Below are 25,281 nucleotides of genomic sequence, written 5' to 3'. Positions count from 1 at the left end.
TCCGTCCCCTACGGTTACTGCACCTGCGCCACGCTCGGCGGCTGCGGTGATTGCCCCCAGCCACCCAGTGCCTTGTACACGCCCACCACGCTGACATTGACCTCGGACTCAGCCGCCGCCAACGCATCGTCGGCCGCCAGCTGCGTGCGCTGCGCATCCAGCAGGGTCAGAAAGTCTTCCGAGCCCTCGCGGTAGCGGATCTGCGCCAGCGACTCAGCCCGGCGTGCCGCCTGCGCCTGCTCGACCACGATCGCCAGCCGCGCCTGCTGCTTGGAATAGCGGGTCAGCGCGTTCTCGGTGTCTTCCAGCGCCAGCAGCACGGCCTGCTCATACTGCGCCGCCACGCCCTCGGCTTCAGCCTTGCTGGCACGCAGGCGTGCACGCACGGTGCCGAAGTCGAACGCGGCCCAGCTCAGCGACGGCGTCAGCGACCAGGCCTTGTTGTTGCCATTGACCAGGCCACTGGCGTCGCCGCCAAGGAAGCCGACGAAACCGGACAGTGACAGCCGCGGGAACAGGTCCGCAGTGGCCACGCCCACCCGCGCGGTGGCAGCGGCCAGGCGACGCTCGGCCACGCGCACGTCGGCGCGTTGGCGCAGCAGCTCGCGGGTATCGCCCAGCGGCAGCGCCTTGGCAAATGCCGGCACGTCGTGCGGCGCAAGCATGGCGGTCAGCGTTTCCGGACGCTGGCCCAGCAGAACCGCCAGGCGATTGCGCGACTGCGTTTCGGCCACTTCCAGCAGCGGGATATCGGCCTCGATCGCCTTCAGCCGGGCGCGACTGCTCTGCACGTCCAGCTCGCTGCCGGCGCCCAGCTCCCAGCGCGCCTCGGTCAGCTTCTGCGTATCGCGCAGGTTGACCAGGGTGTGCTGGGCCACCGCGATGCGCTTCTGCGTACCGCGCAGCTCGAAGTAGTTGCGTGCCACTTCGGCGGCGACCAGTACCTGCGCATCGGCCAGGTTGGCCTGCTCGGCGTCCAGGTCGGCGCGCGCGGCTTCTGCTGCACGGCGCTTGCGGCCGAACAGATCCAGCTCCCAGCCGGCATCGAAGCCTAGCTGGTAGCTTTCACTGAACACCCGCTGCCCACCCAGCTGCGGATCGGGTTGCTTGCGGCGGTCGTAGCTGCCGCCCGCGGTGATGTGCGGGGCCTGGTCGAAACGGCTTTCGACGAACACCGCACGGGCCTGGCTGACGCGGGCCACGGCCACGCGCAGGTCCAGGTTGTCCGACAGTGCGCCGTGCACCAGTTCTTCCAGCACCGGATCATCGAACTGCGCCCACCAGCTGGCCACCGGCGAGGTAGTGCTGAACACCGGCTGCTGCGCCGCCTGCAGCACCACCGGTTCCTGCACCGGCGCCTTGTAGTTCGGGCCGACGCTGACACAGCCCGCCAGCACCAGGCTGGAGACGGCCATCGCCAACGTGCGGATCACCATGGCAGCACCTCACCCAGGTAGGTGAAGCTGCCGCTGGCACCGGATTCACCGATGAGTGCCATTTCCACGCTGGACCGCGCCCCTTCGCTGATTTCGATCTCGCCGTTGCCGCCGTTCATGTCGGTCTTGACGTAACCCGGATGCACGGTATTGACCTTGATCGGCGTGTTGCGCAGTTCGTAGGCCAGGCTCAGGGTCCAGCTGTTCACCGCGGCCTTGGAGGCGTTGTACGCCGGAATCTTGAAGTCATAGATGCCCGAGGAGGGATCCGCGTGCAGGGTCTGCGAGCCGAGCATGCTGGACACATTGACGATGCGGCCGGACTTGGCCTGCTTGACCAGCGGCAGGAAGGCCTGGGTGACCGCCACCAGCGCATACACGTTGGTGTCGAAGGTGCGCTTCCAGGTCTCGAGCGATTGCTCCGACGGCGCCTGCGCGGGATTCTCGATCATGATGCCGGCATTGTTGACCAGGATGTCGAGGCGGCCATGGCGCTGGCGTACCTGCTCGACCGCTTCGGCGATGCTGGCCGCGTCGGTCACGTCCAGTTGCAGGGCTTCAACCGGCAGGCCTTCAGCCTGCAGCTTCAGCGCCAGCTCAACGGCGGTCTCACGCTTGCGACCGGCCAGCAGCGTGTGCACGCCCGCCTGGGCCAGCTGGCGCACGGTTTCCAGGCCGATGCCACGGGTGGCGCCGGTGACCAGCGCGATCTTGTTCTGATGGGTATTCATGGATGCATGCCTTGTGAGGGGGAAGCCGCCGCCGGCCATTGACCGGCGGCGACGGGGTTCCATGTCAGTGGTGGTGGATGGTCGGCTCGCCGTGCTGCACCAGCTGGCCACCACCGTTGCGGGTGACGAACTTGCGCAGGGCCACGTAGAACACCGGGGTGAGGAACAGGCCGAACAGGGTCACGCCCAGCATGCCGGCGAACACGGTGATACCGGTCACCGAGCGCACTTCGGCACCTGCACCGTGCGACAGCACCAGCGGCACGGTGCCGGCGATGAACGCGATGGAGGTCATCACGATCGGGCGCAGGCGCAGGCGGCAGGCTTCCAGCGCAGCTTCAACGATTCCCTTGCCGCCCATCTCCAGTTCTCTGGCGAACTCGACGATCAGGATCGCGTTCTTGCACGCCAGGCCCATCAGCACCACCAGGCCGACCTGCACGAACACGTTGTTGTCACCGCCGGTCAGCCAGACGCCGAACAGCGCGGACAGCAGGGTCATCGGCACGATCAGGATCACCGCCAGCGGCAGCGACCAGCTCTCGTACAGCGCGGCCAGCACCAGGAAGGCCAGCATGATCGCCACCGGGAACACGATGAAGGCGGCTTTGCCCTGGGTCGCCTGCTGGTAGCTCAGGTCGGTCCATTCGGTGGTCATGCCCACCGGCAGCACCTTGCCGGCGATCTCGGTCAGCTTGGTCATCGCCTCGGCCGAGGACAGCAGGCGCGGGTCGGCTTCACCGGCCAGGTCCGCTGCCGGGTAACCATTGAAGCGCAGCACCGGGTCCGGGCCGAAGGTCTGCTTGATGGTGACCATCGAACCGATCGGCACCATCTCGCCGCGGTCGTTGCGGGTACGCAGCTTGCCGATGTCCTCGACCGTCTCGCGGAACGGACCGTCTGCCTGGGCGATCACCTGCCAGGTACGGCCGAACTGGTTGAAGTCGTTGACGTAGGCCGAACCCAGGTAGGTCTGCAGGGTGTCGAACAGTTCGGTGAGCTGCACGCCCTGTGCCTTGGCCTTGACGCGGTCGACCTCGGCATCCAGCTGCGGCACGTTGGCCTGGTAGCTGGAAATCGGGAAGGCCATGCCCGGCGTCTGCGCCACGGTGCCCTGCATCGCCTGCACCGCATTCTGCAGCGCGCCGTAGCCCAGGTTGCCGCGGTCCTCGATGAACATCTGATAGCCGTTGCCGTTGCCCAGGCCGAGGATCGGCGGCGGCATCATCGCGAAGGCGAAGCCTTCCTGCAGGCCGGCGATCTTCTGGTTGATCTCGGCATTGATCTGCGCAGCGGTACGGCCATGACGCTCGGCGAAGGGCTTGAGCGGAATGAACGCCACACCGGTATTGGGCGTATTGGTGAACTGCAGCGCGTTCAGGCCCGGGAACGAGATGGTGTGGGCCACGCCATCGGTTTCCTGGGCGATCTTGGCCACCTTGCGCAGCATTTCATCGGTACGCGCGATCGACGAACCTTCCGGCAGCTTCACGCCGGCGATCAGGTACAGCTTGTCCTGGGTCGGGATGAAGCCCGGCGGCACCAGCTTGAAGATCACGCCGGTACCGACCAGCAGGATCGCGTAGACCACGAACACCGCGCCACGACGGCCGAGGATGCGGGCCACGCCACGCTCGTACTTCTCCGAGCTGGACTTGAAGAAGCGGTTGAACGGGCGGAACACCCAGCCGAACAGGCGGTCGATCAGGCGGCTCGGGCCATCCTTCGGTGCGCCGTGGGCCTTCAGCAGGCGCGCGGCCAGGGCCGGCGACAGGGTCAGCGAGTTGATCGCCGAGATCACCGTGGAGATGGCGATGGTGACCGCGAACTGCTTGTAGAACTGGCCGGTGACACCGGACAGGAACGCCATCGGCACGAACACGGCACACAGCACCAGCGCGATCGCCACGATCGGGCCGGACACTTCGCGCATGGCCTGGTGGGCCGCGGCGGTGGGCGACAGGCCTTCCTCGATGTTGCGCTCGACGTTCTCCACCACCACGATCGCGTCGTCGACCACGATGCCGATCGCCAGCACCAGGCCGAACAGGCTCAGCGTATTGATCGAGAAGCCCAGCAGGTACAGCGCGGCGAAGGTACCCACCACCGACACAGGCACGGCGATCAACGGGATGATCGAGGCACGCCAGGTCTGCAGGAACAGGATCACCACCAGCACCACCAGCGCGATCGCTTCCAGCAGCGTGGAGACCACGGCCTTGATCGAGTCGCGCACGAAGATGGTGGTGTCATACACCGCTTCGTACTTCACGTCGGCCGGCATGGTCTTCTGCATCTCGTCCATCGTCGAGATGACCTGGTCACGGATTTCCAGCGCGTTCGCACCCGGCGACTGGAAGATGCCGATACCGACCGCGTTCTTGCCGTCCAGCTGCGAGCGCAGGGTGTAGTCACCCGCACCCAGCTCCAGACGGGCCACGTCGGACAGGCGCACGATCTCGCCATCGGTGCCGCTCTTGAGCACGATGTCGCCGAATTCCTTTTCGGTCTTCAGCCGGCCCTGGGCATTGATCAGGGTCAGGAACTTGCTGTCCGGCAGCGGTTCGGCGCCGAGCTGGCCGGCCGACACCTGCACGTTCTGCTCGCGCATGGCGCGCACCACGTCGCTGGCGGTCAGGCCGCGCGAGGCCACCTTGTCCGGGTCCAGCCAGGCGCGCATGGCGTAGTCGCCACCACCGAAGATCTGCGCGTCACCCACGCCCGGAATACGCGCCAGCGCATCCTTGACGTGCAGGCGTGCGTAGTTGCGCAGGTACAGGGTGTCGTACTTGCCTTGCGGCGAGGTCAGGTGCACCACCATCAGGAAGGTCGGCGACTGCTTCTGCGTGGTCACGCCCTGCCGGCGCACGTCCTCGGGCAGGCGCGCCTGCGCCTGCGCCACACGGTTCTGCACCTTCACCGCCGCCGCGTCCGGGTCGGTGCCCGGGCGGAAGGTGACGGTCATCTGCAGCACGCCGTCGGAACCGGCGACCGACTTCAGGTACATCATGCCTTCGACGCCGTTGATGGCTTCTTCAAGCGGCGTGGCGACGGTCTCGGCAATGACCTTGGGGTTGGCGCCCGGATAGACCGTGCGCACGACCACCGACGGCGGCACCACTTCCGGGTACTCGCTGATCGGCAGAATTGGAATCGTGATCAGGCCGGCGGCGAAGATCACGATCGACAGCACCGCCGCGAAGATCGGCCTGTCGATGAAGAAACGGGAAAAGTCCATGGAGGAATTCCTGGGAAAGGCATTCGGCGGGCAACAGCCACCCTGCCCCTCGCCGAAATGACGAAGGCAGGGAAGGCTGCCGCTGGCGCCGGCAGCTAAGCGGAAACTCGGATCAGGAGACGGCGGATCAGTACTTCAGGGCGGCGGTGGCATCGCGGCCCGGTGCCGGCGCGGCCTGTGGCTCCATCGCCACCGCCTTGGCCTGCACCGGCATGCCCGGCATGAAGACCTTCTGCACGCCGTCGATGATCACCTTGTCGCCCGCGGCCAGGCCGTGTTCGACAATGCGCAGGCCGTCGGCGGTGCGACCGAGCTGGATGTCGCGGCGCTGGGCCTTGCCATCCTTGTCGACCACGTAGACATACTTGCGGTCCTGGTCGGTCAGCACGGCCTTGTCGTCGATCAGCAGGGCCTGGAACTGGCCGCTGCCGAGCAGCTGCACGCGGGCGAACAGGCCCGGGGTGAACTGGCGGTCGGCGTTGTCCAGCAGTGCGCGGACGCGGATGGTGCCGGTGCTGCGGGCGACCTGGTTGTCGAGGAAGTCGACCTTGCCCGAGTGCGGGTAACCCTCCTCACCGGACAGGCCGACCTTCACCGGCAGCTCGCTGTCACGCTCGCTCGGGCGCTCGCCCTTGCGTGCCATCTGGGCGTAGCGCAGGAAGGTGCTTTCGTCGGCATCGAAGTAGACGAACACCGTGTCCAGCGAGACCAGCGTGGTCAGCACGCTGGCGCTGTCGCCGGCGGTGACCAGATTGCCAGCGGTGACCATCGCCCGGCCGGCACGGCCGTCGATCGGTGCACGCACCTTGGTGAACTCCAGGTTGAGGCGGGCGGCATCCAGCGCCGCCTGCGCGGCCTGCACAGCGGCACCGGACTGGTCGGCCGCCGCGCGACGCTGTTCAGCGGTCTCGGTGGAGATCGCCTGCTGCTCGGACAGGCGCTTGGCACGCTCGGACTCGCTGCGGGCCAGCGTAGCCTGGGTGCGGGCACGGGCCAGTTCTGCGGCAGCGCGATCGTACTCGGCCTGGTAGCTGCGCGCGTCGATGGTGAAGAGCACTTCGCCCTTCTTCACTTCCTGGCCTTCGACGTAGTTGACCTTGTCGATGTAGCCGGACACGCGCGGACGCAGTTCAACGCTCTGTACCGCTTCGACGCGGCCGCTGAATTCGTCCCACTGGCTGACCTGCTTGACCAGCACCGGCGCTGCGCTGACCTGCGGCGGAGGCGGTGCACCGGCTTCTTCGGCATGGCCGCCGCTGCAGGCCGCCAGCACGGCCGCGGCGAGGATCGACACGCCGACCATCGCGATGCGATGGCCGAAACGATGTGGGGTGGTATTGGGGGAAGTCATGGCATGCATCCGTACGGAGGGGTGGTACAGCTAGATGAGAACGTGTTGCAAAAATCGGCGCCGCATACTGCGACCTCAACCATGGTCGAGGTCAAGCGACGCCTGCGGTATCGCGCCACAAAGGGGGAACTTCCAGGTGCAGCAGGCCACGCGGCAGTTCGGCATCGCTGCTGTCACAGCGGACGATGGCACGGTTGTCGCGGCAACCATCCAGCAGCGACACAACGCGACGACCCACCAACAGCGAGCTGGGCCACTCGATGCAGGCATTGGCCGCATTGGCCGGGGTGCACACCGGGCTGCAGACTTCCAGCATCTGCGCGCGCACGCCCAGCGCCTGCGCTTCCTGGTGCACGACCTGCGCGTACATGCGCAGCGCGGCGGTGGTGATCGAGGTCTCGCCGTAGCCCGCCCATGGTTTGGCGTTGGCCGGGCTGCCGATCATCACGTAGCGGCGCGCATGCACGTTGTCCTGCAGCAGCGGCAGCAGGTGACGCACCGCGTGCACGTGCGGCATCAGATCGGCCTGCATCGCGCCCATCAGTTCGTCACCGTTGCGGTCGACCACGCGACCGCGGCGGTACGGTCCACCCATTGCGGCGATCACCGCCGCCAACGGGCGCGGGCGCTGCGCGATGCGTTCGGCCAGCGCGCGCGCCGATCCGTCGTCGCTGAGCGACCCCAGCAGCGTCTCCAGGCCCGGCTCGTCAGCGAACTGCTCGTGCAGCGCCGCCAGCCGGCCCGGATCGCGGCCGACAACCAGTACCGGGCTGCCGGCCTCCAGCAGCGCGCCAACCACACCCTGGCCGACGGCACCGGTGCCGCCCAGGACCAGGACTTCAGGCGTCAGCATCCCATTCACGGGACATTTCCTCCCAAATCCGGGATAGTCCCGATTCGGCGCAGGCGGTCACCCTTGTGAGGGGCCAGGCGGATGGCACCGCCACGCTGCTGACGCATGGGCGCGGTAAACTCACGAAAGTCCTTGTGTACCAAGGAACTCGGACGGGCTTCGACGGTCATCGCCAGGTCCAGGGTGTTCTGGCCGGCGTTCCGGAGTCGGGCAAGAATGTTGCGCAGGCTCATGGCGGACGGGCTCCAATTAACGAATGGCGCCACGATAGACCTCAAACCTTTACTTGATTAGTCCTGATTAAGGGGAATAATCATCCCGCTCCCGGTCCAATCGTTCTGTCACGATTGTCCCATCCCCGACGTCCAGGATCCCCGACCATGTCCCACGATCTCAACGAGACGCTGATCTTCGTCAAAGTGGTCGAGCAAGGCAGCTTCATTGCCGCTGCCAAATCGCTCGGCCTGCCCAAGACCACGGTCAGCCGCAAAGTGCAGGAGCTGGAAACGCGCCTGGGCGCGCGCCTGCTGCACCGGACCACGCGCCGCCTCGGCCTGACCGAAGCCGGTTCGATCTACCACGAACATTGCCAGCGCATCGCGCGCGAACTGGAAGAGGCCGAGAGCGCGGTGAGCCAGCTGCAGTCCGGCCCGCGCGGCTGGCTGCGCTTCACCGTGCCCTATTCGATCGGCATCACCTGGATCGCCCCGCTGCTGGGCCAGTTCCATGCGCAGTACCCGGAAATCCGCCTGGACATGCACATGGGCAACGAGAAGCTGGACCTGATTGCAGGTGAAGCGGACCTTGCGCTGCGCGTGGGGGCCCTGCCCGATTCCAACCTGGTCGCACGCAAGCTCGGCAGCCTGCGCACGCAGGTGTTCGCCAGCCCGGCCTACATCGAGCGCTACGGCGAGCCGCTGCATCCGGAAGAGCTGCAGTTCCATCGCATCCTGGCGATGCGCAAGCCGTACCACACCGGAAATTCGCCGCGCTTCACCTGGCAGCTGGGCGAGAACGGCGGCGAGCTGCGTGACTTCCCGGTCACCCCGCTGATGACCGCCAACGACATGTCTGCGTTGAATGGTGCATTGGTCTGTGGCGAAGGCCTGCTGCTGACCGGCGACGTGATGGCCAAGCCGTTCGTTGAATCGGGCATGGTGCGCCGCGTGCTGGCCGGCTGGACCGGCCCGGAAGTGGACTTCAACGCCGTGTTCGCCGGCGGCCGCCTGGTTTCGCCGAAGGTGCGTGCGTTCGTCGACTTCCTGGTCGAAAAGCTCAACTTCGACGCCAATTACATGCTGGCGCAGTGCCCGGGTGCGAAGCTGGCGCAGCAGCAGAAGGAAAAGGAAGACGCCGCTCTGGAAAGCAGCGGCAAGCGGATCCTGGAGAAGGTGGCCGCTTCTGCGGCGTAGCCTGCAACAAGAGCGCCTACCCATCTCCTGGTAGTTGCCGACCTTGGTCGGCATGGCTTACAGAGGGATGCGCTATCGGCGTGCCGAGCAACGCTCGGCACCCACAAAAATGCCGCCTGCAAGGGCGGCATTTTCGTTCCGGCCGATGGCCGGACCGGCTCAAGCAGTAACGCTACGCGTTATTGCTTGAGCGGAATCACCCGGATCTCGACGCGGCGGTTCTTGGCGCGGCCGGCGTCGGTGCTGTTGTCGGCAATCGGGTACGACTTGCCGGCGCCCAGCGTTTCGATGCGCACGCTCTGCACGCCCTGGCCGATCAGGTACTGCGCGACCGAGTCGGCACGTTCCTTCGACAGGCGGTTGTTGACCGCATCGCTGCCGATGCTGTCGGTGTGGCCGACCACTTCGATCATGGTCTGGTTGTAGTCACGCAGGGTGCCTGCCACGCCATTGAGCGCGCCGTAGAACTGCGGCTTCAGGGTCGACTTGCCGAAGTCGAAAGTGATGCCGTCCGGCAGGTTCAGCATGATGTTGTCGCCCTGGCGCTGCACATCGATGCCGGTGTTGGCAGTGCGCTCGCGCAGTGCGCGTTCCTGGCGATCCTGGTACTGGCCGACGGCGGCGCCGCTGAGCGCACCGATACCGGCGCCGATCAGGGCATGCTGGCGGCGCTCGGTGGCGCTGTCGCCGGTCAGCAGGCCGGCTGCCACGCCGATGGCGGTACCGATCAGGGCGTTGCGCCCGGTGCGGTTCTGCTGCTCGGTGGGGTTGCCGTACTGGTCACTCTGTACGTAGGAGCCGCCGGTGGCGCAGGCCGACAGGACGGCCGCGCTCATCAGGGCCAGTGCGACGTTGCGGGTGGTGTTGCGGATCATGAGGTTCTCCTTGGTTTCCGGTCGGCCGGCGGCCTGCGGGCGCAAAGAGAATAAACAGCCCGATGCGATGCCGGAATGATGATCGGGCACACCGACAGGGCCGCGTTCAGCTAACTGACCAGATCGCTCAGGTCGCCCTTTACCCCGCCCCCGACTGGCGGTAAGCCGCCAATGCGGCGTCGCGGCCCGCGGCCAGGTCCACCAGCGGCGTACGCGGATAGCCCGGGGCATGTGCCGCCAGCAGCAGCGGATGCTGCCAGGGCGCAAACCGGGCCTTCACCGGCAGCGCGGCCAGTTCGGGCACCCAGCGGCTGATGTACCGTGCCTGCGGATCGAACTTCTCGGCCTGGGTCACAGGGTTGAACACACGGAAGTACGGTGCCGCATCGGCACCGGTCCCGGCCACCCACTGCCAGCCCATGGTGTTGTTGGCCAGGTCGGCATCGACCAGGGTGCCCCAGAACCAGCGTGCGCCATGCAGCCAGTGCGCGCGCAGGTGCTTGCACAGGTAACTGGCCACGATCATCCGCACCCGGTTGTGCATGTAGCCGGTGTGCCACAGCTCGCGAAGGCCGGCATCGACGATCGGCACGCCGGTGTTGCCGCGCTGCCAGGCGTGCAGCTGCGCCTCACTGGGCGTTGCCCATGGGAAGCGATCGAAACGCGGGTTGAGGTTGTCAGTGGGCGTCTTCGGGAAGTGATGCAGCAGGTGGTAGGCGAAGTCACGCCAGCCCAGCTGGCGCAGGTAGCCGTCGATGTCGGCGTCGGTGCCGGCGCTACGCAGCCCTTCCAGCGCATGGGCAATCCGCCAGGGCGCGATTTCGCCGAAATGCAGGTGCGGCGACAGCCGCGAGGTCCCGACACGGTCCGGCAGGTCACGCTGCTCGCGATACCCGCGCAGGGCACCGTCTTCAAAGACGGACAGTGCTTCCAGCGCACCGGCTTCGCCCGGCTGCCAGTGCTCCCAGAAGCCGGTATCCCAGTCCAGCGTCGGCGCCAGCTGGAGATCATCCAATGCCAGGCTGTCGACCGCGTGCGGCGCCAGTGCTTCCGGTGCGGCCTGCAGTGCCGGCAGGCGCCAATGACTGAGTACATTGCGCCAGTACGGCGTAAATACCTTGTACGGCTGGCCCTGCTGGGTGGCGATGTCCCAAGGCTCGAACAACAGGCTGCCATTGCAGCTCTGCGCGTCGATGCCCTGCTCGCGCAGCATGCGCTTGATGGTGGCGTCGCGTGGCTGGGTGGCCGGTTCGTACTTGCGGTTCCAGTACACCGCCTCGGCGCCGGTCTGCGCGATCAGCAACTGCAGGGCCGGCAGGCTGTCACCACTGCGCAGCACCAGCGAGGAACCGCGCGTGCGCAGGTCCGCATCCAGCGCGGCCAGTGAACGGTGGCGCCACGCATCGGAGGCGGCACCCGGCGCCCACTCACCTTCTTCGTGCGGCGCATGGATGTAGACCGGCACCACGTCGTGGCCGGCATCCAGCGCGGCCTGCAGGGCCGGATTGTCCTGCAGCCGCAGATCACGGCGGAACCATACCAACGCTACCGACACAGGTACTGCCTTCGTTGTGGAAGGCGCACATGATAGCCAGCGGTGGTGAAGGGGATGCGCGCAGACGCCGTCTGCTAGGCTGCACGGCCGCTACCCGTTGGACTCTGACATGGATGATCTGCACGCCTCATTCGCCCGCTTCGGGCTGCTGCATGCGCAGCACGAGCGTGACTGGCAGGGCCCGTTCCCGCTGCCCACGGCACTGGCGTCGTTCTACGCGCAGGTCGGGCCGCTGGGCGAAGAGATCAATGCCAGGGTTGGCCGCGCCGGCATCACCGTTCCCGGCCTTGATGTCTGGATACCGCCACTGCAGCGCCTGTGGAGCCAGCAGGCCGGCTATCGATGGCATGGCGTCAGCGGCGAACGGATCAACGACTGGCCATCGAACTGGCTGGTGATTGCCGATCGCGGCGCTGATCCGTTCATCCTCGACCTGGACGACGGCCGTGTGCTGTTCAGCCACCACGGCGCCGGCCTGCTGGATGCCGGCGAGATCACTGCCGATGTGCCGACCTTGATGGCGGCTCTGGCTGCTGCAGGCACGGTGTACCTCGATGCCGGCGATGACCTCTACAACGACGATGACGATGGCGGCATCCGTCCTGAACACCGGGAGGCAGCCGTACAGGCGGTGGCCCGGGTACTGGGCGACCGCCTGCAGGCCGAGTTGTTCATCGAGACGTTGCTGGACTGAATCCAGCCATGGCGTGGATCTATTTCTCGAAGCGCTTCATCGCTTCGCTGATCAGCGTCCGCGCCTCGGCAGCGTTGCCCCAACCGTTGAGCTGCACCGGGTTGCGCCCGGCCGGCAGGTCCTTGTAGACCCGGAAGAACGCTTCGATGCGCTGTCGTTCGATCTCCGGCAGATCGGCCAGGTCGCGGATGTTGGCGTAGGTCGGGTCAACCTTGTCGGTCGGCACGCCGATGATCTTCTCGTCGTGCTCGCCGCCGTCGACCATCTTCAGGTAGCCGATCGGCCGGAAGCGCACGATCACGCCCGGATGCAGGGGTTCACGGGTCAGCACCAGCGCGTCCAGCGGATCGTTGTCGCCAGCCAACGTGCGCGGCATCGAACCGTAGTTGGCCGGATAGGCGACCGGCATCGACTGGAAGCGATCCACATGCACCAGGCCGTCCTCCTTGATCTCGTACTTGGTGAAGCTGCCGGCCGGAATCTCCACCGCCAGGTTCACTTCCTGCGGCGCCTGCTTCGGCTGCGCCACCAGGAACGGGTGCAGCACGCCATCGGCGGCGGCCACCGCGGTCGCGAGCAGGAGCAGGGCCCCGCCGATGGCAGCCATGGGGACAAGACGGTGTACGGTTTTCATCTGGATCTCCTCCTCATTCCCAGCAGCGATCGGCGCGGCCCTTGGCAGTCTGCGCGCGCGGGCAGTCACGCGGCGTGATGCGGCCTTCGGTCAGCTCCGTGCGCTGCTTGCCGCCCTTGGCGTCGCGACGCAGCTCGAAGGCATCGTAGAGTCGCCCGGTCACCGTGCGGGCTTCATAGCGCAGGTGCTGCGGATCGATGTGCAACACCTGGAACAGCTGGGTGTCCTCGGCCACCGGATCCATCGTCCTACGTGCCTCGTCGGAGAGACGGTACTGCTTCGGCCCCGCCACGGTCACCACATACTGCGGCGTCGCGGCCTGTCCTTCACCACGGCGGCCATAGGTGTGATCGTGGCCCTGCAGCACCAGATCGACGTTGTGGCGACGAACCACCGGCAGCAGCACGTCACGCAATGCGCCGTTCTCGCGCCCTTCGCGCGGCGAATAGAACGGCTGGTGCAGCAGCACGAGCGTCCACGGCTGCGGATTGCCGGTCAGTACCTTGTCCAGCCACTGGGCCTGCGCCTTGGCCGTGCCAAGGTCGAGTGCCGACGTGCCATCGACCACGGCGACGCGCACGCCCTGCGCATCGAACCAGTAGCTGGTCTGCTGTGCGGCGGATGCCCCATTGCCCGGCAGCGCGAACGTCACCGGCCAGTGCCTGCCCAGCACGCGGCGTTCCTGCGGAGTGTCCTCGAACTCCTCGACATACTCGTGGTTGCCGATCGCCGGCGCGACCAGGGTTTCCTGCGCCAGCCAACCGGCGGCGGCAAACCATTCGCCCCACTCGCTGTCATCGGCACCATCGCCCCCACTGACCAGATCGCCAGCGAACAGGCTCAGGCGCGCCTCGGGTGCGGCCTTCTGCGCGGCGCGCACCACGCGGCTGACATGGCTCACGTTCTTGTTCTGGGTATCTCCAAAGTACAGCAGGGTCAGCGGCTGGTCGGGCGCAGCCAGCGTGCGCAGCTGGTTCCAGGCGCTCCAGCTGCCGTTGCCCTGCACGCGGTAGACGTACAGGGTATCGGGCCGCAGGCCGCTGACATCAGCGCGGTGGTGGTGCGACAGCCCGTTCTCGGTCTGCAGCGCGCGGGTCGTGGCGCGCACCTGGCGGATGCCCTCGATGGCCGGTGAATCACCGGCAAGGGCAATTTCCAGCAGCGGCGCCTGCACGCTGCCGTCGGTGCGCCAGGCCACGGCGAACCCATGGCCGGGATCGACTGCCGGCGAAGCGACAATGCGGTCCGGCACCGTCGTCGCTGCGTAGTGGCGGCTGCCCGGCGGCACCTGGGTGTTCGCTTCAGCCGCCGCGAAGCACAACGACGGCACCGCCAGCAGCAGGCCCAGCGCCAACGTACGCATCAGGCAACGACCGCTCACGAACCACACTCCAGCGGCAATGCCAACTGCTTGGCGATGCTCTCCCAGTCGAACGCCACCACGCCCTGGTCGTCATGCACCGCATACAACGCGCCGTGCGGGAAGCGCGCGCTGGGCTGCTGCATCATCCAGATGCCATCGGTGTTGGCCACGGTATTGCCCTGGAACGCGCCGACCGGCTTCAGGGTGTGGCGGTCGAACAGGTGGAACACGCTGCGCTGCTTGCCCTGTTCGGTGGTGATCCACCAACCATCCTTGCCGCAGGTGCGCAGGGTTACGCCTTCGGCCTGCGCCTTGAACACGTCGCGGCCGAAGGTGGTGCCGGTGAAACGCCCGGCCAGCGTGTAGACCTTGAACTCGCTGGCGTAGCCCTCGTCCTCTTCGGCGATCAGCAGGCGATCGTTCTCGGGGTCGCCCCAGATCGACTCGACCACGCGCAGGGCACCCGCCTCAGTGGTATCACCGATGCTGGCCACAAGCTTCGCTTCGACCTTCGCGCCATCGCGGGTCACCTGGTACTGGCGCACGCGCTTGTCCAGCTCGGTCAGCGGCGGCAGGATGTCACGGCCCTGTGCATCCTCGCCGTTGTCCCAGGAGTCGGTCACGTAGACGCTGTAGCCATCGGCACGGCGGTCGACCCACAGCCCGTACGGCTTGCGCAGATCGTCCGCAGCGAAGGTCGCCAGTGGAGTGAAGTCCGGCAGGCTCAGCACCTGCACGCGGTGATTGTCGCGCTCCACGATCCACAGCAGATCGTCGGTCACCGCGATGCCGTTTGGGCGATCGAACTGCCCTGGCGCGGTGCCGCTGCTGCCTACGTCGCGCAGGTGCTGGCCGCTGCTGCCGTCGTAGACCACCAGCTTGTCGGTGGCCTTGGCAGTGGCGATCAGCCAGAGCTTTCCGTCAGGTGCACGCCAGGCGGCAGGCGAATCGATGTTGTCAGCCGGCGTCATCGGTGAAAGGAATGCCTCGGCGATGGTGGTCACCGCACGCTCGTTCGTGGCCTTCGCCCCGGGCTTGGCCACGGCCGGATCATTGCCGTTGGCCGGCGTGCAGCCGGCCACCAACGTCACGGCCAGCATGGTGGCCAGCAGGGTGATGCGAGGCCCGCTCACAGTGCCACCTTCAGGCCCAGTGCGTAGGTGCGGCCATATTCTTCCATCTGCAGGGTGCGCGAGCGCGTGCCCTGGTACAGTTCCAGCGGCTTGTCCAGCAGGTTCTGTGCCTCGAAATACATGCTCACGCGCGGAGTGAACCTGTAGTCAAGCGAGAAGTCGAGCTGGGTGTTCGGCGCTACGTAGATGTCGAAGGCACGGCCGGCACCAAGGGTATCCAGGTACTCGCTGCGGTGTACGGCTGCCACGCGGGTGCTCAGGCCGTACTTCTCGTAACCGATGTGCGCGCTGTACACGTTCTTCGAGGCGCGCGGCAGGGTGAAGTCCTCACCGGCGCGCTTGGCCAGGCCCGGGTCGAAATCAGTGTCCAGCCAGGTGCCGCTGGCACCCACCAGCAGGCCATCCCAGCCAGCCGGGAGGAACGACAGCTGCTGCTGCCAGTTGAACTCGGCGCCACGCACCTTGGCCTTGTCGCCATTGACCGAGGTCACCACCGGCAGGCCGTCGTAGATGCCGTCGGCGCCGGCCTGGCGGACCTGCACGATGTAGCCGTCGATCGACTTGTGGAACACGCCCAGCGAGAGGATGCCGCTTTCGCCGATGTACTTCTCCACCGACAGGTCGATGTTGGTCGACTCGTACGGATCCAGCTCCGGGTTGCCCAGGCGCACTTCATTGTCGTTGCGGGCCAGGCCGATGCGCGGCGAGGCATCGCCGAAGCCCGGGCGCGCCACCGTCTTGTTGGCGGCGAAGCGGAACACCCAGTCGTCGCTGGCGTCGTAACGCAGGTGCAGGCCCGGCAGTACGTTGTTGTAGCTCTTGCTGGCGGTGACCCGGGTCGCGGTGTAGGAGCGCCCGTCCTTGGCCACGTCCACGCGATTGCCTGTGGCGCTGAAGCGGGTGTTCTCCACACGCACGCCGCCGATCACGCGCAGCGCACCGATGTCCCAGGTGCCCATCGCATAGCTGGCGAACACGTCTTCGCGCGCGGTGTAGTCGCCTTCCAGAGACGTCGCGGCGTTGCCACCGACATCCTGCGGACGCGCGCTGTATTCGCCACCGTGCTGCGACCAGTAGCTGCGCATCGCCGATGAGTCCATGCCCTGCCCCATCGGGCCGTGGCGATGTTCCGGCGAGCCGGTCGTCCAGTCACTGAGCTTGATCGCCGGACCCACGCGCAGCGACGCCTCATCGACATTCACGTCACGGTCGCGCCAGCGCCCGAGCAGGCCGAACTTGTAGCTGCTGTTGTCGCCGTCGAAGCGGATGTTGACCTGCGCGCTGCGCTCCTCGTCGTCCACCTTCTTCGGCTTGGCCACCACACGGTCGAACTTGTAGTTGGCGTTGTCCAGCCACTGGTCGTTGTCGAAGGTGTAGGTGGGCAGGCGACTGCGCTGGTCCAGCGTGCCATTGAAGGCCTTGCCGTTGAGCTTGAAGCGCGATTCGATCTCGTCGTCCACGCGTTCTTCGGTGCGGGTATAGCCGATCTTGTAGTCCAGTACCGCGTCGGTCAGCTTGTTCTCGCCACCCAGGCTGGCGGCGAAGGTGTTCTCTTCCTTGGTCCGGTAGCGCATGCGCTTGTCGATCGAATCCTTCGGCATGCCGGCAAGTCGATACTGGTCGGTGCCGGTGGCGATCATGTCGGCGCTGTTGAAGTTGAAGATCACGCGCTGGCGGGTTTCGGCATCGTCGAACTGGCTGTACAGCGTGCGCAGGTAGTAACGGCTGTCCTCGTTCGGGCGCCAGTCGAAATTGAGGTTGGCGCCGATGCGCTTGCGCTCGATCTCGTACTTGCGGTTCTGCAGGTTCAGCGCGGTGATTTCGCCCGGGCGGGTGGTGGTCGGATCCTTGTTCCCGCTGACATCACCGTACTCCACTTCGCTGTTGTCCGATTCGAACGTCCGCTTCTGGTAGTTCACGCCGGCGGCGATGCCGAAGGTGTCGTTGAACACTTCGCTGTAGTTGAACGCGGCCTTCGGGCTGGTCTCGCCCGAAAGCTGCTGGTGGCTGCCTTCGATCTTGCCACGCAGGCTGCGGCCCTCGCGGTCGAACGCCGAGGCGGTCTCGACCAGGATCGCGCCGCCAATGGCGTCGCCCGGCATGTCCGGGGTCGGTGATTTGACCACGCGCAGGCGCTCGGTCGAATCGGACGGGATCACGTCCATCGGTGCGGCGCGGCTGGAGTTGTCCGGTGTGCCGATGGCGATGCCGTCGACGCTGACGCTGTTGAGGTTGGCATCCAGTCCGCGCACGACCACGTAGCGGCCCTCGCCCTGGTCGCGCGTCACGCTGATGCCCGGCAGGCGTTGCAGCGACTCGGCCACGTTCTTGTCCGGGTACTGGCCCAGCGCGTCGGACGACACCGCATCCTCGATGGCGTTGCTGCTGCGCTTGAGGTCCACCGCGCGGATCTGCGATTCAAGCTGGGCGCGCACTTCAATGCGGTCCAGGTCGACCGCATCGGCGGCCACTGCACCGGTGGCGGCAACCGCCTGCTGCCCGGCGGCCTGCAGTGGTGCAGCAGCCCCCATCGCCAGGGTCAGGGTGATGGCAACGGCCAACGGAGTCTTGATATGCACTGGGAATCCCCATTCCTGTTAAGAATGGGTCTGCACGGTATGTCCGCAAGGTTGCATGGCAATGACATGCATCTGCACATTTCATGCGGGCCGTCTCCGGCCCCGGTTTGGGGTTGGGCGCCCAATCCGGCAAAATGGCGTCCTCTCTCCTTATCCCCCTTCCCGACCATGAAGATCGTCGAAGTGCGCCACCCGCTGGTGCAGCACAAGATCGGCCTGATGCGCAACGCTGCGCTCAGCACCAAGGATTTCCGCGAACTGGCCAACGAGCTCGGCACGCTGCTGGCCTACGAGGCCACCGCCGACCTGGACACCGAGCCTCACACCCTGCCCGGCTGGGCCGGTCCGGTCACCGTGCAGCGCATCGCCGGCGCCAAGATCACCGTGGTGCCGATCCTGCGCGCCGGCCTGGGCATGCTCAGCGGCGTGCTGTCGCTGATCCCGGCGGCACGCGTCAGCGTGGTCGGCCTGCAGCGCGATGAGGAAACGCTGCAGCCGGTGCCCTACTTCGAGCGCCTGACCGGCCGCCTGGAAGAGCGCGACGCGCTGATCCTGGACCCGATGCTGGCCACCGGCGGCACCCTGATCGCCACGATCGACATGCTCAAGCGTGCCGGCGCCCGCCGCATCAAGGGCATCTTCCTGGTGGCCGCGCCGGAAGGCATCGAAGCAGTCAAGGCCGTGCATCCGGACGTGGAAATCTACACCGCGGCCATCGATGCCCAGCTCAACGACAAGGGCTACATCCTGCCCGGCCTGGGCGATGCCGGTGACCGCATCTTCGGTACCCGCGTCGGCTGAGCCGCCGAACCGGGGTCGGATCCCTTTCGCAGAAAGGGCTCTGACCCCACCCCGGATGCCGGCCTACAGGCCGGCCGCGAACGCTTCCAGCTGGCCGATGACGGTGTTCCAGCCGTCGAAGAAGCCCATCTGCTCATGCTGGTCGCGCAGGGCCTTGTCCGGGTGCATCACCTGCGCGGTGTAACGACAGCCCTGGCCCTCATCCTCCATCGAGATGATGGCGGTGAAGCCCAGCCACGGTGACTGCGGCCGCCAACCCGGGCCCAGCATCGAGGTGAACACCAGACGCTGCTGCGGCACGATCTCCAGAAAGCTGCCCGGGTTGTCACTGCTGCCGCCGTCGGGGCCCTGCATGAAGGTGTGGAAGGCGCCGCCCGGGCGCAGGTCGAAGGCACGCACTTCGGTGGACCACGGCTTCGGGCACCACCACTGGCGCAGCAGCTCCGGGTCGGTCCACGCCCGCCACAGGGCGGCGCGCGGTGCGTTCAGTACGCGACTGATGACCAGATCGGTCTCGGGGTTGTTACCTGCGTCTACGGCCATGGGCCTGCTCCTGTCGGTGAAGGGTTTCGACAAACTCGACCATGCGGTCGGCGCGCGTTTCCCATATGGCACGTTGTTCGGCCAGCCATTGCTCGGCCTGGCCCAACCGTTCCGGCACCAGTTCGCAGGTGCGCACACGCCCCTGCTTGCGGCTGCGCACCACGCCACTGCGCTCCAGCACGGCCAGATGCTTCATCAGCGAGGGCAAGGCCATCTCAAAAGGCTCGGCCAAGGTCGACACCGTGCGCGGCCCCTGCCCCAGCGCCGCCACGATCGCGCATCGGGTGGGGTCGGCCAGTGCCTGGAACACGTCTTGAATGGCGGGATCATACTTACCCATATGGCTAATTAATACGCCGATCTGAATGCCCCTGCAAGCGGTCGCTGCCGAGGCACGATTCTTCACGTGGCGTTGCTGCCTGCAGGCCAATGCTCCGCGCACCCGCCACCGCCTGGAGTGCTCTCGATGAAAGCTTCTTTCCTGCTGGCCGCTGTCCTGCTGGTCGGCCTGCCCCTGGCTGCCAATGCCACCACGCCGCAGCAGCAGCGCATGGCCGACTGCTCGGCCAAGAACAAGGGCTTGAAGGGTGACGCCTACAAGACCGCGCAGAGTTCCTGCCTCAGTGGCCACGCTGCCGAAGCCAAGCCGGCCAACGCGCAACAGGAACGCATGCGCAAGTGCAACGCTGACGCGGGTGCCAAGAAGCTGGCCGGTGACGCGCGCAAGACCTTCATGAGCAGCTGCCTGAAGGCGTCGTAGCATCGCTCGTCCAGTTCAATCGAATGGGGGCAGAGCCCGTTGCACAGCAATGGCATTCGACCCCATTTGAATATCGATATCTGACAGATGTGCCGACCAACGGTCGGCATCCAACAATAGCCACCGGCCACCTGTCAGAGGTGGGGGCGGTGTGGGTGGGCAGGCGCCGTGGATGGCGCCATCGAGCCCCCATGGATGGGTTTACGGCGTGTCCTGACCACCCACACCGCCCCGCCATCCCACGGAATGCCGTTCTTGATCTTGCTTCGGCTTCTGCAGGTGCAGGGAACAGCCCTGCCGAACACCCGTCACCCCAGCGCGCGCGCCTTCAATTCACCCTGCTCGTGCAGGGTCACGAAACGCCCCTTGTCATCGCGACCCAGCTGCGCCAGCGCCACCTGCGGGTCGTGGGTGAAAAACAGATGCACGTTGCGCGCCAGCTTGTCCTCAAGGAACTGCCGCTTCTCGTCGATCAGGAGCTCGGCATTGCGGTCGTAGCCCATGGTGATCGGCACGTGTACCCATGAGCGCCCCGGGATCAGGTCGGCACAGAACACCACCCCGCCGTGCGCATCTTCGCCGGCGTGCGCGTGGCCGACGATCTCGGCCAGCATCAACCCCGGCGTGTGGCCATCGCTGTAGCTGAAGCGAACGCTGCGACCCAGAACCTTCGAATACTCGCCGTCCACTACTTCCAGGCGACCGCTGGCCTGCAGCAGGCCAGGCAGCTCCGGAATGAAGCTGGCACGGTCGCGCGGATGCGGCTGCATGGCGCGCTGCCAATGCTGCGCACCGACCACATAAGTCGCATTGGGGAACAGCAGTTCCGGCTCACGCCCTTCGCTCCATGCCGCCAGCAGGCCACCGGCATGATCGAAATGCAGGTGGCTGAGCACGACGACATCAATGTCCTCGTGCTCGAAACCTGCTTCGCGCAGCGAATCGATCAGTACGTGCTGGCTTTCCTGCACGCCATAGCGCTCACGCATGCGCGGATCGAAGAACGCCCCGATACCGGTTTCAAACAGCACGGTCTTGCCTTCCAGCGGGCTGGCAAGCAGCGCACGGCAGGCCAGCTCGATGCGATTGAGCTCGTCCGGTGCCGCCCATTTTTCCCACAACGCGCGCGGCGCGTTGCCGAACATCGCGCCGCCGTCGAGGCGCTGCGAGTTTCCACGAATAGACCAGAGTTTCATGTGTCGATTATCGGCGCCGGCTCGTTAAATAATCGCTAGAAAGGAAACAGAAAACCCCGCCGTCAAAGGCGGGGTTTCGGTAAACAGCCAGATTGGCGGCCAGCGGCCGGCACGACCGGATCAGCGTGCCGGCACGACCAGGGCGCTGCCCACCGGGTTGCGCGGGTCGCTGCCGCCAAACAGCTTGTTGGCCTTCCGGTCCCATTCCACGGTCTGCAGGTTGCCCCACACGTGGCTGGACCCGCGGCCCCCGGCGGCGACATTGCCCGGCAGGTCGATCTTGTGACCCATCGCCTGCAGCTGCTTCACCGTGGCCGCGTCGAATGCATCGTCCTCGGCTTCGATCAGGTCCGGCAGCCACTGGTGGTGGTAGCGCGGCAGCGCGGCAACCTGCTGCGCGTCCAGGCCGGCGTCGTAGCCGAGGATGCCCAGCAGCACCATGGTGATGATGCGGCTGCCACCCGGGGTGCCCAGCACCACCACCTTGTCGGCGTTCTCCATGAAGGTCGGGGTCATCGAGCTGAGCATGCGCTTGCCCGCCTTCGGCGCATTGGCCTCGTAGCCCATCACGCCGAACGCGTTGGGCGTGCCCGGCTTCAGCGCGAAGTCGTCCATCTCGTTGTTCAGCAGCACGCCGGTACCCTTCGGAATCAGCCCCGAGCCGTACAGCAGGTTGACGGTCTGGGTCGCGCCGACCCGGTTGCCGTCACGGTCGATGATCGAGAAGTGCGTGGTCTCGTCATCTTCCAGCGGGGTCGGGTTGCCCGACAGCAGGTCGCTGGGCGTGGCCTTCTCCGGATGGATGGTCGCCCGCAGGCCCTGTGCGTAGTCCTTGCTGGTCAGCACCTTCTGCGGGATCTGCACGAAGTCCGGATCGCCGAGGAAGAAGGTGCGGTCGCGGTAGGCACGGCGCATCGACTCCACCACCAGGTGGGTGCGGTGCGCCGGGTCCATCTTGTTGATGTCCCAGCCTTCCAGGATCTGCAGCATGCTGGCCAGCGCGATGCCACCGGACGACGGCGGCGGCGCGGTGGTGATCTTCCAGCCGTTGTAGTTGAACACGATCGGTTCGCGCTGCTTCACGCGATAGCCGGCCAGCTCTTCAGCGGTCCACTGGCCGCCGGCCTGCTTCACGCCGGCCAGCAACAGCTTTCCGGTCTGGCCCTTGTAGAAGCCGTCGAAGCCACCTGCGGCCAAGCGCTCCAGCGTCTGTGCCAGCTCCGGCTGCTTGAACAGGTCACCGCTGGCGATCGGCTTGCCGTTGCGCAGGTAGACCTCACGGGTGCCGGGATAGCGCTCCATCACTTCGCGGCGCGAGGCATAGCCCTTGGCCATGCGGTCGTAGACCGGGAAGCCTTCGCGCGCGATGCGGATCGCCGGCTGCAGCGATGCAGACAGCGGCAGCTTGCCGTGCCTGGCCGACAGCTCGACCAGCGCCGCAGGCAGGCCCGGAATACCGGCCGACCACGCACCGTTGACCGAGCGGTCACGGTCGAGGTTGCCCTGCTTGTCGAGGAAGGCCTGCGGCGTTGCCGCGGCCGGCGCGGTCTCGCGCGCGTCCAGCATCACATCCTTGCCGGTGGCCGCGTCGTGCAGCAGGAAGAAGCCACCGCCACCCAGCCCGGAACTGATCGGCTCGACCACCGCCAGCGTGGACGATACCGCCACCGCGGCGTCGAAGGCGTTGCCGCCCTGCGCCAGGATGTCGATGCCGGCCTGGGTGGCCAGCGCGTGGCCGCTGGCAATGGCCGCGCCGTCGGGGCGCTCGGCACGGGCCGGGCTGTCGGCCCAGGCAATCGGGCTCAGCAGCAGGCCGAGCAGCAACAGGCGGCGGACGATCAGCGTCTTCATTCGGATGGGGGCTCCGCATAGAGTTCGGGGTGATCGTGCTGCAGCTGGCGCAGTTTGGCCAGCAGCTGGTCTTCCGTTTCCACGATCTCCGGGTCCGGATCGATGCACTCGACCGGGCAGACGACCACGCACTGTGGCTCGTCGAAATGACCCACGCATTCGGTGCAGCGCGCAGGGTCGATCACGTAGATGGTTTCACCCATCGCAATGGCCTGGTTCGGGCAGGCCGGCTCGCATACGTCGCAGTTGACGCAGAGCTCGTTGATTTTCAGCGACACGGCGATACTCCTCGCCCGCGCCCTGGGACAAAGGACCGGCCAGCGCGGGCGCGCGGGCCGGTCAGGTCATCAGCGGCGCCCTTGCAGGACGCCGCCCGGGCCATGCCGGAGCATGGCCGCCATGGCTCGGTCTTACTTGGCTTCGACGAAAATGTACTCGGCACCGGTCGGCTGGATGGCAGCCTGCACGCGGGCGTTGTCGGCCGACTGGCCGATGAAGACGACACGCACGCCCTTCATCGAATCCGGCGACACGTCCTTGAACACGGCCTGGATCATGTCAGCCATCTTGCCCGAGGCCGACGAACCGAAGGCCAGCATGTTGCCCGGCTGCACGCCACGGGCCACGGCCTGGGTCGCGCTCTCGGTCTGGCGCTCGTACTTGGCCTGGAAGTCCGGGTCCGATTCCGGCGAGAGGTAGTATAGGAACGGGCTGTTGGTGATATTGCCCATGTTCTGGATGGCCACTTCCTGCAGGTACTTCTTCCAGCCTGCATCATCATCCTTGGCCGGGGCGACCAGGGCCTGCTTGGCCTCGTCGACCGGAGCGGCCTCTTCCTTCTTGCAGGCGGTGAAGGCCAGGGCCAACGAAGCGATCAGCATCGCGCGCATGGTGGTGTTCATGGGTTTCCTCCCGGAATGGTGCGTGGTGTTGTACGTAATGGGGTGCGGGTACAGCAGGACTTACGACTGTGCCGCCTTCGCTTCGCGGACCTTGCGCAGGGCTTCGAGCACCGCGGCCGGCACGAAGCCGGACACGTCGCCGCCCAGGCGCGCGATCTCGCGGACCAGCGAGGACGAAATGAAGCTGTGCTGCTCGGCCGGGGTCAGGAACAGGGTCTCGACCTCGGGGATCAGGTGGCGGTTCATGCTGGCCATCTGGAACTCGTACTCGAAGTCGGACACCGCGCGCAGGCCGCGCAGCAGCACCCCACCCTGGACCGAACGGACGAAATGGGCCAGCAGGGTGTCGAAGCCGATGACCTCGACGTTGCCATGGTGGCCCAGTGCGCCACGCGCCAGCTGCACGCGCTGCTCCAGCGGTAGCGCCGGGCCCTTGGACGGGCTCTGCGCCACGCCCACCACGACCTTTTCAAACAGCGGCGCGGCCCGGCTGACCAGGTCGATATGACCGTTGGTGATCGGGTCGAACGTGCCGGGATAGACGGCAATGCGGCGGTTGGCCACGGTCATGGGCGGATGCAGATGTTCAGATGAGGTCAAAGTGTAGCAGTGGCGCGGCGGTACAGGGCAAAGCGCACCTCGCGGGTACCGCCCTCGCGGTGCAGCAGCCAGTCCGGCGGCAGCACCGGCACGTGGCCGGCCGGCGATTCCAGGTACAGCCAGGCATCGGCGGCCAGGTGCCGCGGCAGCTGCGCCAGCACGTCCTGCCACAGGCCATCGGCGAACGGCGGGTCGATGAAGACCAGATCGGCCTGCTGCGCGGGCGCGCCCTGCAGCCAGCGCAGGGCATCGGCCTGCACCACGGTGATCTGATCGGCGGCCTGCAGCTTGGCCACGGCCGCGGTCAGATTGCGTCCCAGCTGCGCGTCGCGCTCGACCAGGGTGGCGTGGGCGGCACCGCGCGAGACCGCCTCCAGGCCCAGCGCGCCACTGCCGGCGAACAGGTCCAGCACCCGCGCGCCGCCCAGTCTGGGCATCAACCAATTGAAAAGGGTCTCGCGCACGCGGTCACTGCTGGGCCGCAGCCCCGGCAGGGTCGGCACCGGCAGGCGGGTATTGCGCCAGCGACCGCCGATGATGCGGACCTGGCCGTCATTGCCCCCACGGCCGCTCACAGGCGCCCCCGGCGGGGTTCATTCGAGAATTTCAGCATGAGCGGGATTGTAGTCGTCCGGGCGGCGCCCGGAACCCGCAGAGGCCGAAGCAACAGCCAGAGCAACGGCAAAAGCTGGTTTCCTGTGGGTAGGCGGGGTGGGCCAGGTTGTGGGGGACGCCGTAAACCCGTCCATGGGGGCTTGGCCGCGGCATCCATGC

24 protein-coding genes are annotated in these 25,281 nt (G+C 66.6%); 4 read left to right on the top strand and 20 right to left on the bottom strand.

What is annotated here, in order from left to right:
* Positions 1-14 precede the first annotated feature (14 nt).
* The 6 genes from AC5P5X_RS10135 to AC5P5X_RS10110 form a co-directional block, all read right to left on the bottom strand.
* On the bottom strand, positions 15-1,436 hold the full coding sequence (locus AC5P5X_RS10135; RefSeq protein ID WP_099497830.1) for an efflux transporter outer membrane subunit: 1,422 nt from the start codon (positions 1,434-1,436) through the stop codon (positions 15-17).
* Positions 1,430-2,167, bottom strand: a complete 738-nt coding sequence (locus AC5P5X_RS10130) for an SDR family oxidoreductase (RefSeq protein ID WP_005409112.1) — start codon at positions 2,165-2,167, stop codon at positions 1,430-1,432. The genes AC5P5X_RS10135 and AC5P5X_RS10130 overlap by 7 nt, the downstream gene beginning before the upstream one ends.
* Before the next feature lie 64 nt (positions 2,168-2,231).
* Entirely contained in the window at positions 2,232-5,405 is a 3,174-nt protein-coding gene (locus AC5P5X_RS10125; RefSeq protein WP_099497829.1) for an efflux RND transporter permease subunit, read from the bottom strand.
* Between the two features lie 127 nt (positions 5,406-5,532).
* Positions 5,533-6,756: an efflux RND transporter periplasmic adaptor subunit gene (locus AC5P5X_RS10120; protein WP_111188923.1), complete on the bottom strand. Its 1,224-nt coding sequence runs from the start codon at positions 6,754-6,756 to the stop codon at positions 5,533-5,535.
* 91 nt (positions 6,757-6,847) lie between these two features.
* Complete coding sequence (locus AC5P5X_RS10115; protein WP_005409109.1) at positions 6,848-7,618, bottom strand: SDR family NAD(P)-dependent oxidoreductase; 771 nt, start codon at positions 7,616-7,618, stop codon at positions 6,848-6,850.
* A complete protein-coding gene (locus AC5P5X_RS10110; protein WP_005409108.1) occupies positions 7,615-7,842 on the bottom strand; it encodes a hypothetical protein in 228 nt (75 codons plus the stop codon). Before AC5P5X_RS10110 ends, AC5P5X_RS10115 begins: the two co-directional genes overlap by 4 nt.
* Positions 7,843-7,989: 147 nt before the next feature.
* On the opposite strand from AC5P5X_RS10110, the gene AC5P5X_RS10105 reads away from it, so the two are divergent.
* A complete protein-coding gene (locus tag AC5P5X_RS10105; RefSeq protein WP_005409107.1) occupies positions 7,990-9,021 on the top strand; it encodes a LysR family transcriptional regulator in 1,032 nt (343 codons plus the stop codon).
* A gap of 179 nt (positions 9,022-9,200) precedes the next feature.
* Here AC5P5X_RS10105 and AC5P5X_RS10100 read toward each other — a convergent pair whose 3' ends face one another.
* Together AC5P5X_RS10100 and AC5P5X_RS10095 are read right to left on the bottom strand one after the other, a co-directional pair.
* Positions 9,201-9,896, bottom strand: coding sequence for a YiaD family glycine zipper/OmpA-like lipoprotein (locus AC5P5X_RS10100; RefSeq protein ID WP_005409106.1), 696 nt, complete (start codon positions 9,894-9,896; stop codon positions 9,201-9,203).
* A 139-nt stretch (positions 9,897-10,035) separates the two neighbouring features.
* Entirely contained in the window at positions 10,036-11,451 is a 1,416-nt protein-coding gene (locus tag AC5P5X_RS10095) for a cryptochrome/photolyase family protein (protein ID WP_099497828.1), read from the bottom strand.
* Between the two features lie 109 nt (positions 11,452-11,560).
* Between AC5P5X_RS10095 and AC5P5X_RS10090 the strand changes: the two genes are divergently transcribed.
* Positions 11,561-12,145 carry a hypothetical protein gene (locus AC5P5X_RS10090; protein ID WP_065183327.1) on the top strand — a complete coding sequence of 195 codons (585 nt, stop codon included), beginning with the start codon at positions 11,561-11,563 and terminating at the stop codon, positions 12,143-12,145.
* A gap of 19 nt (positions 12,146-12,164) precedes the next feature.
* Here the strand turns inward: AC5P5X_RS10090 and AC5P5X_RS10085 are convergent, their stop codons facing one another.
* From AC5P5X_RS10085 to AC5P5X_RS10070, 4 genes are read right to left on the bottom strand one after another with little or no spacing between them, the layout of a single operon-like run.
* On the bottom strand, positions 12,165-12,779 hold the full coding sequence (locus tag AC5P5X_RS10085; RefSeq protein ID WP_012479786.1) for an inorganic diphosphatase: 615 nt from the start codon (positions 12,777-12,779) through the stop codon (positions 12,165-12,167).
* Positions 12,780-12,792: 13 nt separating this feature from the next.
* Entirely contained in the window at positions 12,793-14,142 is a 1,350-nt protein-coding gene (locus tag AC5P5X_RS10080) for a purple acid phosphatase family protein (protein ID WP_194434588.1), read from the bottom strand.
* 14 nt (positions 14,143-14,156) lie between these two features.
* Positions 14,157-15,242: a phytase gene (locus tag AC5P5X_RS10075; RefSeq protein ID WP_032966030.1), complete on the bottom strand. Its 1,086-nt coding sequence runs from the start codon at positions 15,240-15,242 to the stop codon at positions 14,157-14,159.
* A gap of 29 nt (positions 15,243-15,271) precedes the next feature.
* A complete protein-coding gene (locus tag AC5P5X_RS10070; protein ID WP_219625174.1) occupies positions 15,272-17,806 on the bottom strand; it encodes a TonB-dependent receptor in 2,535 nt (844 codons plus the stop codon).
* A gap of 216 nt (positions 17,807-18,022) precedes the next feature.
* Between AC5P5X_RS10070 and upp the strand changes: the two genes are divergently transcribed.
* A complete protein-coding gene (upp, locus tag AC5P5X_RS10065) occupies positions 18,023-18,655 on the top strand; it encodes a uracil phosphoribosyltransferase (RefSeq protein WP_005409099.1) in 633 nt (210 codons plus the stop codon).
* A 63-nt stretch (positions 18,656-18,718) separates the two neighbouring features.
* Here the strand turns inward: upp and AC5P5X_RS10060 are convergent, their stop codons facing one another.
* Together AC5P5X_RS10060 and AC5P5X_RS10055 are read right to left on the bottom strand one after the other, a co-directional pair.
* Positions 18,719-19,198 (bottom strand): SRPBCC family protein, encoded by a 480-nt coding sequence (locus AC5P5X_RS10060; protein ID WP_024956419.1) that lies wholly within the window; start codon positions 19,196-19,198, stop codon positions 18,719-18,721.
* Positions 19,179-19,604, bottom strand: coding sequence for an ArsR/SmtB family transcription factor (locus tag AC5P5X_RS10055; protein WP_223846393.1), 426 nt, complete (start codon positions 19,602-19,604; stop codon positions 19,179-19,181). Before AC5P5X_RS10055 ends, AC5P5X_RS10060 begins: the two co-directional genes overlap by 20 nt.
* Positions 19,605-19,664: 60 nt before the next feature.
* Here AC5P5X_RS10055 and AC5P5X_RS10050 point away from each other — a divergent pair, with 60 nt between their 5' ends.
* On the top strand, positions 19,665-19,958 hold the full coding sequence (locus tag AC5P5X_RS10050; RefSeq protein ID WP_005412985.1) for a PsiF family protein: 294 nt from the start codon (positions 19,665-19,667) through the stop codon (positions 19,956-19,958).
* Positions 19,959-20,266: 308 nt separating this feature from the next.
* Here AC5P5X_RS10050 and AC5P5X_RS10045 read toward each other — a convergent pair whose 3' ends face one another.
* From AC5P5X_RS10045 to rsmD, 6 genes are all read right to left on the bottom strand, one after another.
* A complete protein-coding gene (locus AC5P5X_RS10045) occupies positions 20,267-21,154 on the bottom strand; it encodes an MBL fold metallo-hydrolase (protein ID WP_005412984.1) in 888 nt (295 codons plus the stop codon).
* Positions 21,155-21,274: 120 nt separating this feature from the next.
* Complete coding sequence (gene ggt / locus AC5P5X_RS10040) at positions 21,275-23,005, bottom strand: gamma-glutamyltransferase (protein WP_099497827.1); 1,731 nt, start codon at positions 23,003-23,005, stop codon at positions 21,275-21,277.
* The gene (locus AC5P5X_RS10035) at positions 23,002-23,283 is read right to left on the bottom strand and encodes a YfhL family 4Fe-4S dicluster ferredoxin (protein WP_004153175.1); all 282 of its coding nucleotides are present in this window, start codon (positions 23,281-23,283) and stop codon (positions 23,002-23,004) included. The genes ggt and AC5P5X_RS10035 overlap by 4 nt, the downstream gene beginning before the upstream one ends.
* Positions 23,284-23,415: 132 nt before the next feature.
* A complete protein-coding gene (locus AC5P5X_RS10030) occupies positions 23,416-23,907 on the bottom strand; it encodes a hypothetical protein (RefSeq protein WP_005409092.1) in 492 nt (163 codons plus the stop codon).
* 60 nt (positions 23,908-23,967) lie between these two features.
* On the bottom strand, positions 23,968-24,477 hold the full coding sequence (gene coaD, locus AC5P5X_RS10025) for a pantetheine-phosphate adenylyltransferase (RefSeq protein WP_005409091.1): 510 nt from the start codon (positions 24,475-24,477) through the stop codon (positions 23,968-23,970).
* Positions 24,478-24,503: 26 nt separating this feature from the next.
* Positions 24,504-25,082 carry a 16S rRNA (guanine(966)-N(2))-methyltransferase RsmD gene (gene rsmD / locus AC5P5X_RS10020; RefSeq protein WP_049461091.1) on the bottom strand — a complete coding sequence of 193 codons (579 nt, stop codon included), beginning with the start codon at positions 25,080-25,082 and terminating at the stop codon, positions 24,504-24,506.
* Between the last annotated feature and the right edge of the window lie 199 nt (positions 25,083-25,281).

It is taken from the genome of Stenotrophomonas sp. YJH_SMC_91, assembly GCF_059368495.1.
Note: the sequence above shows the minus strand (reverse complement) of the source record. Positions and strands in the feature narration are given on the sequence as shown.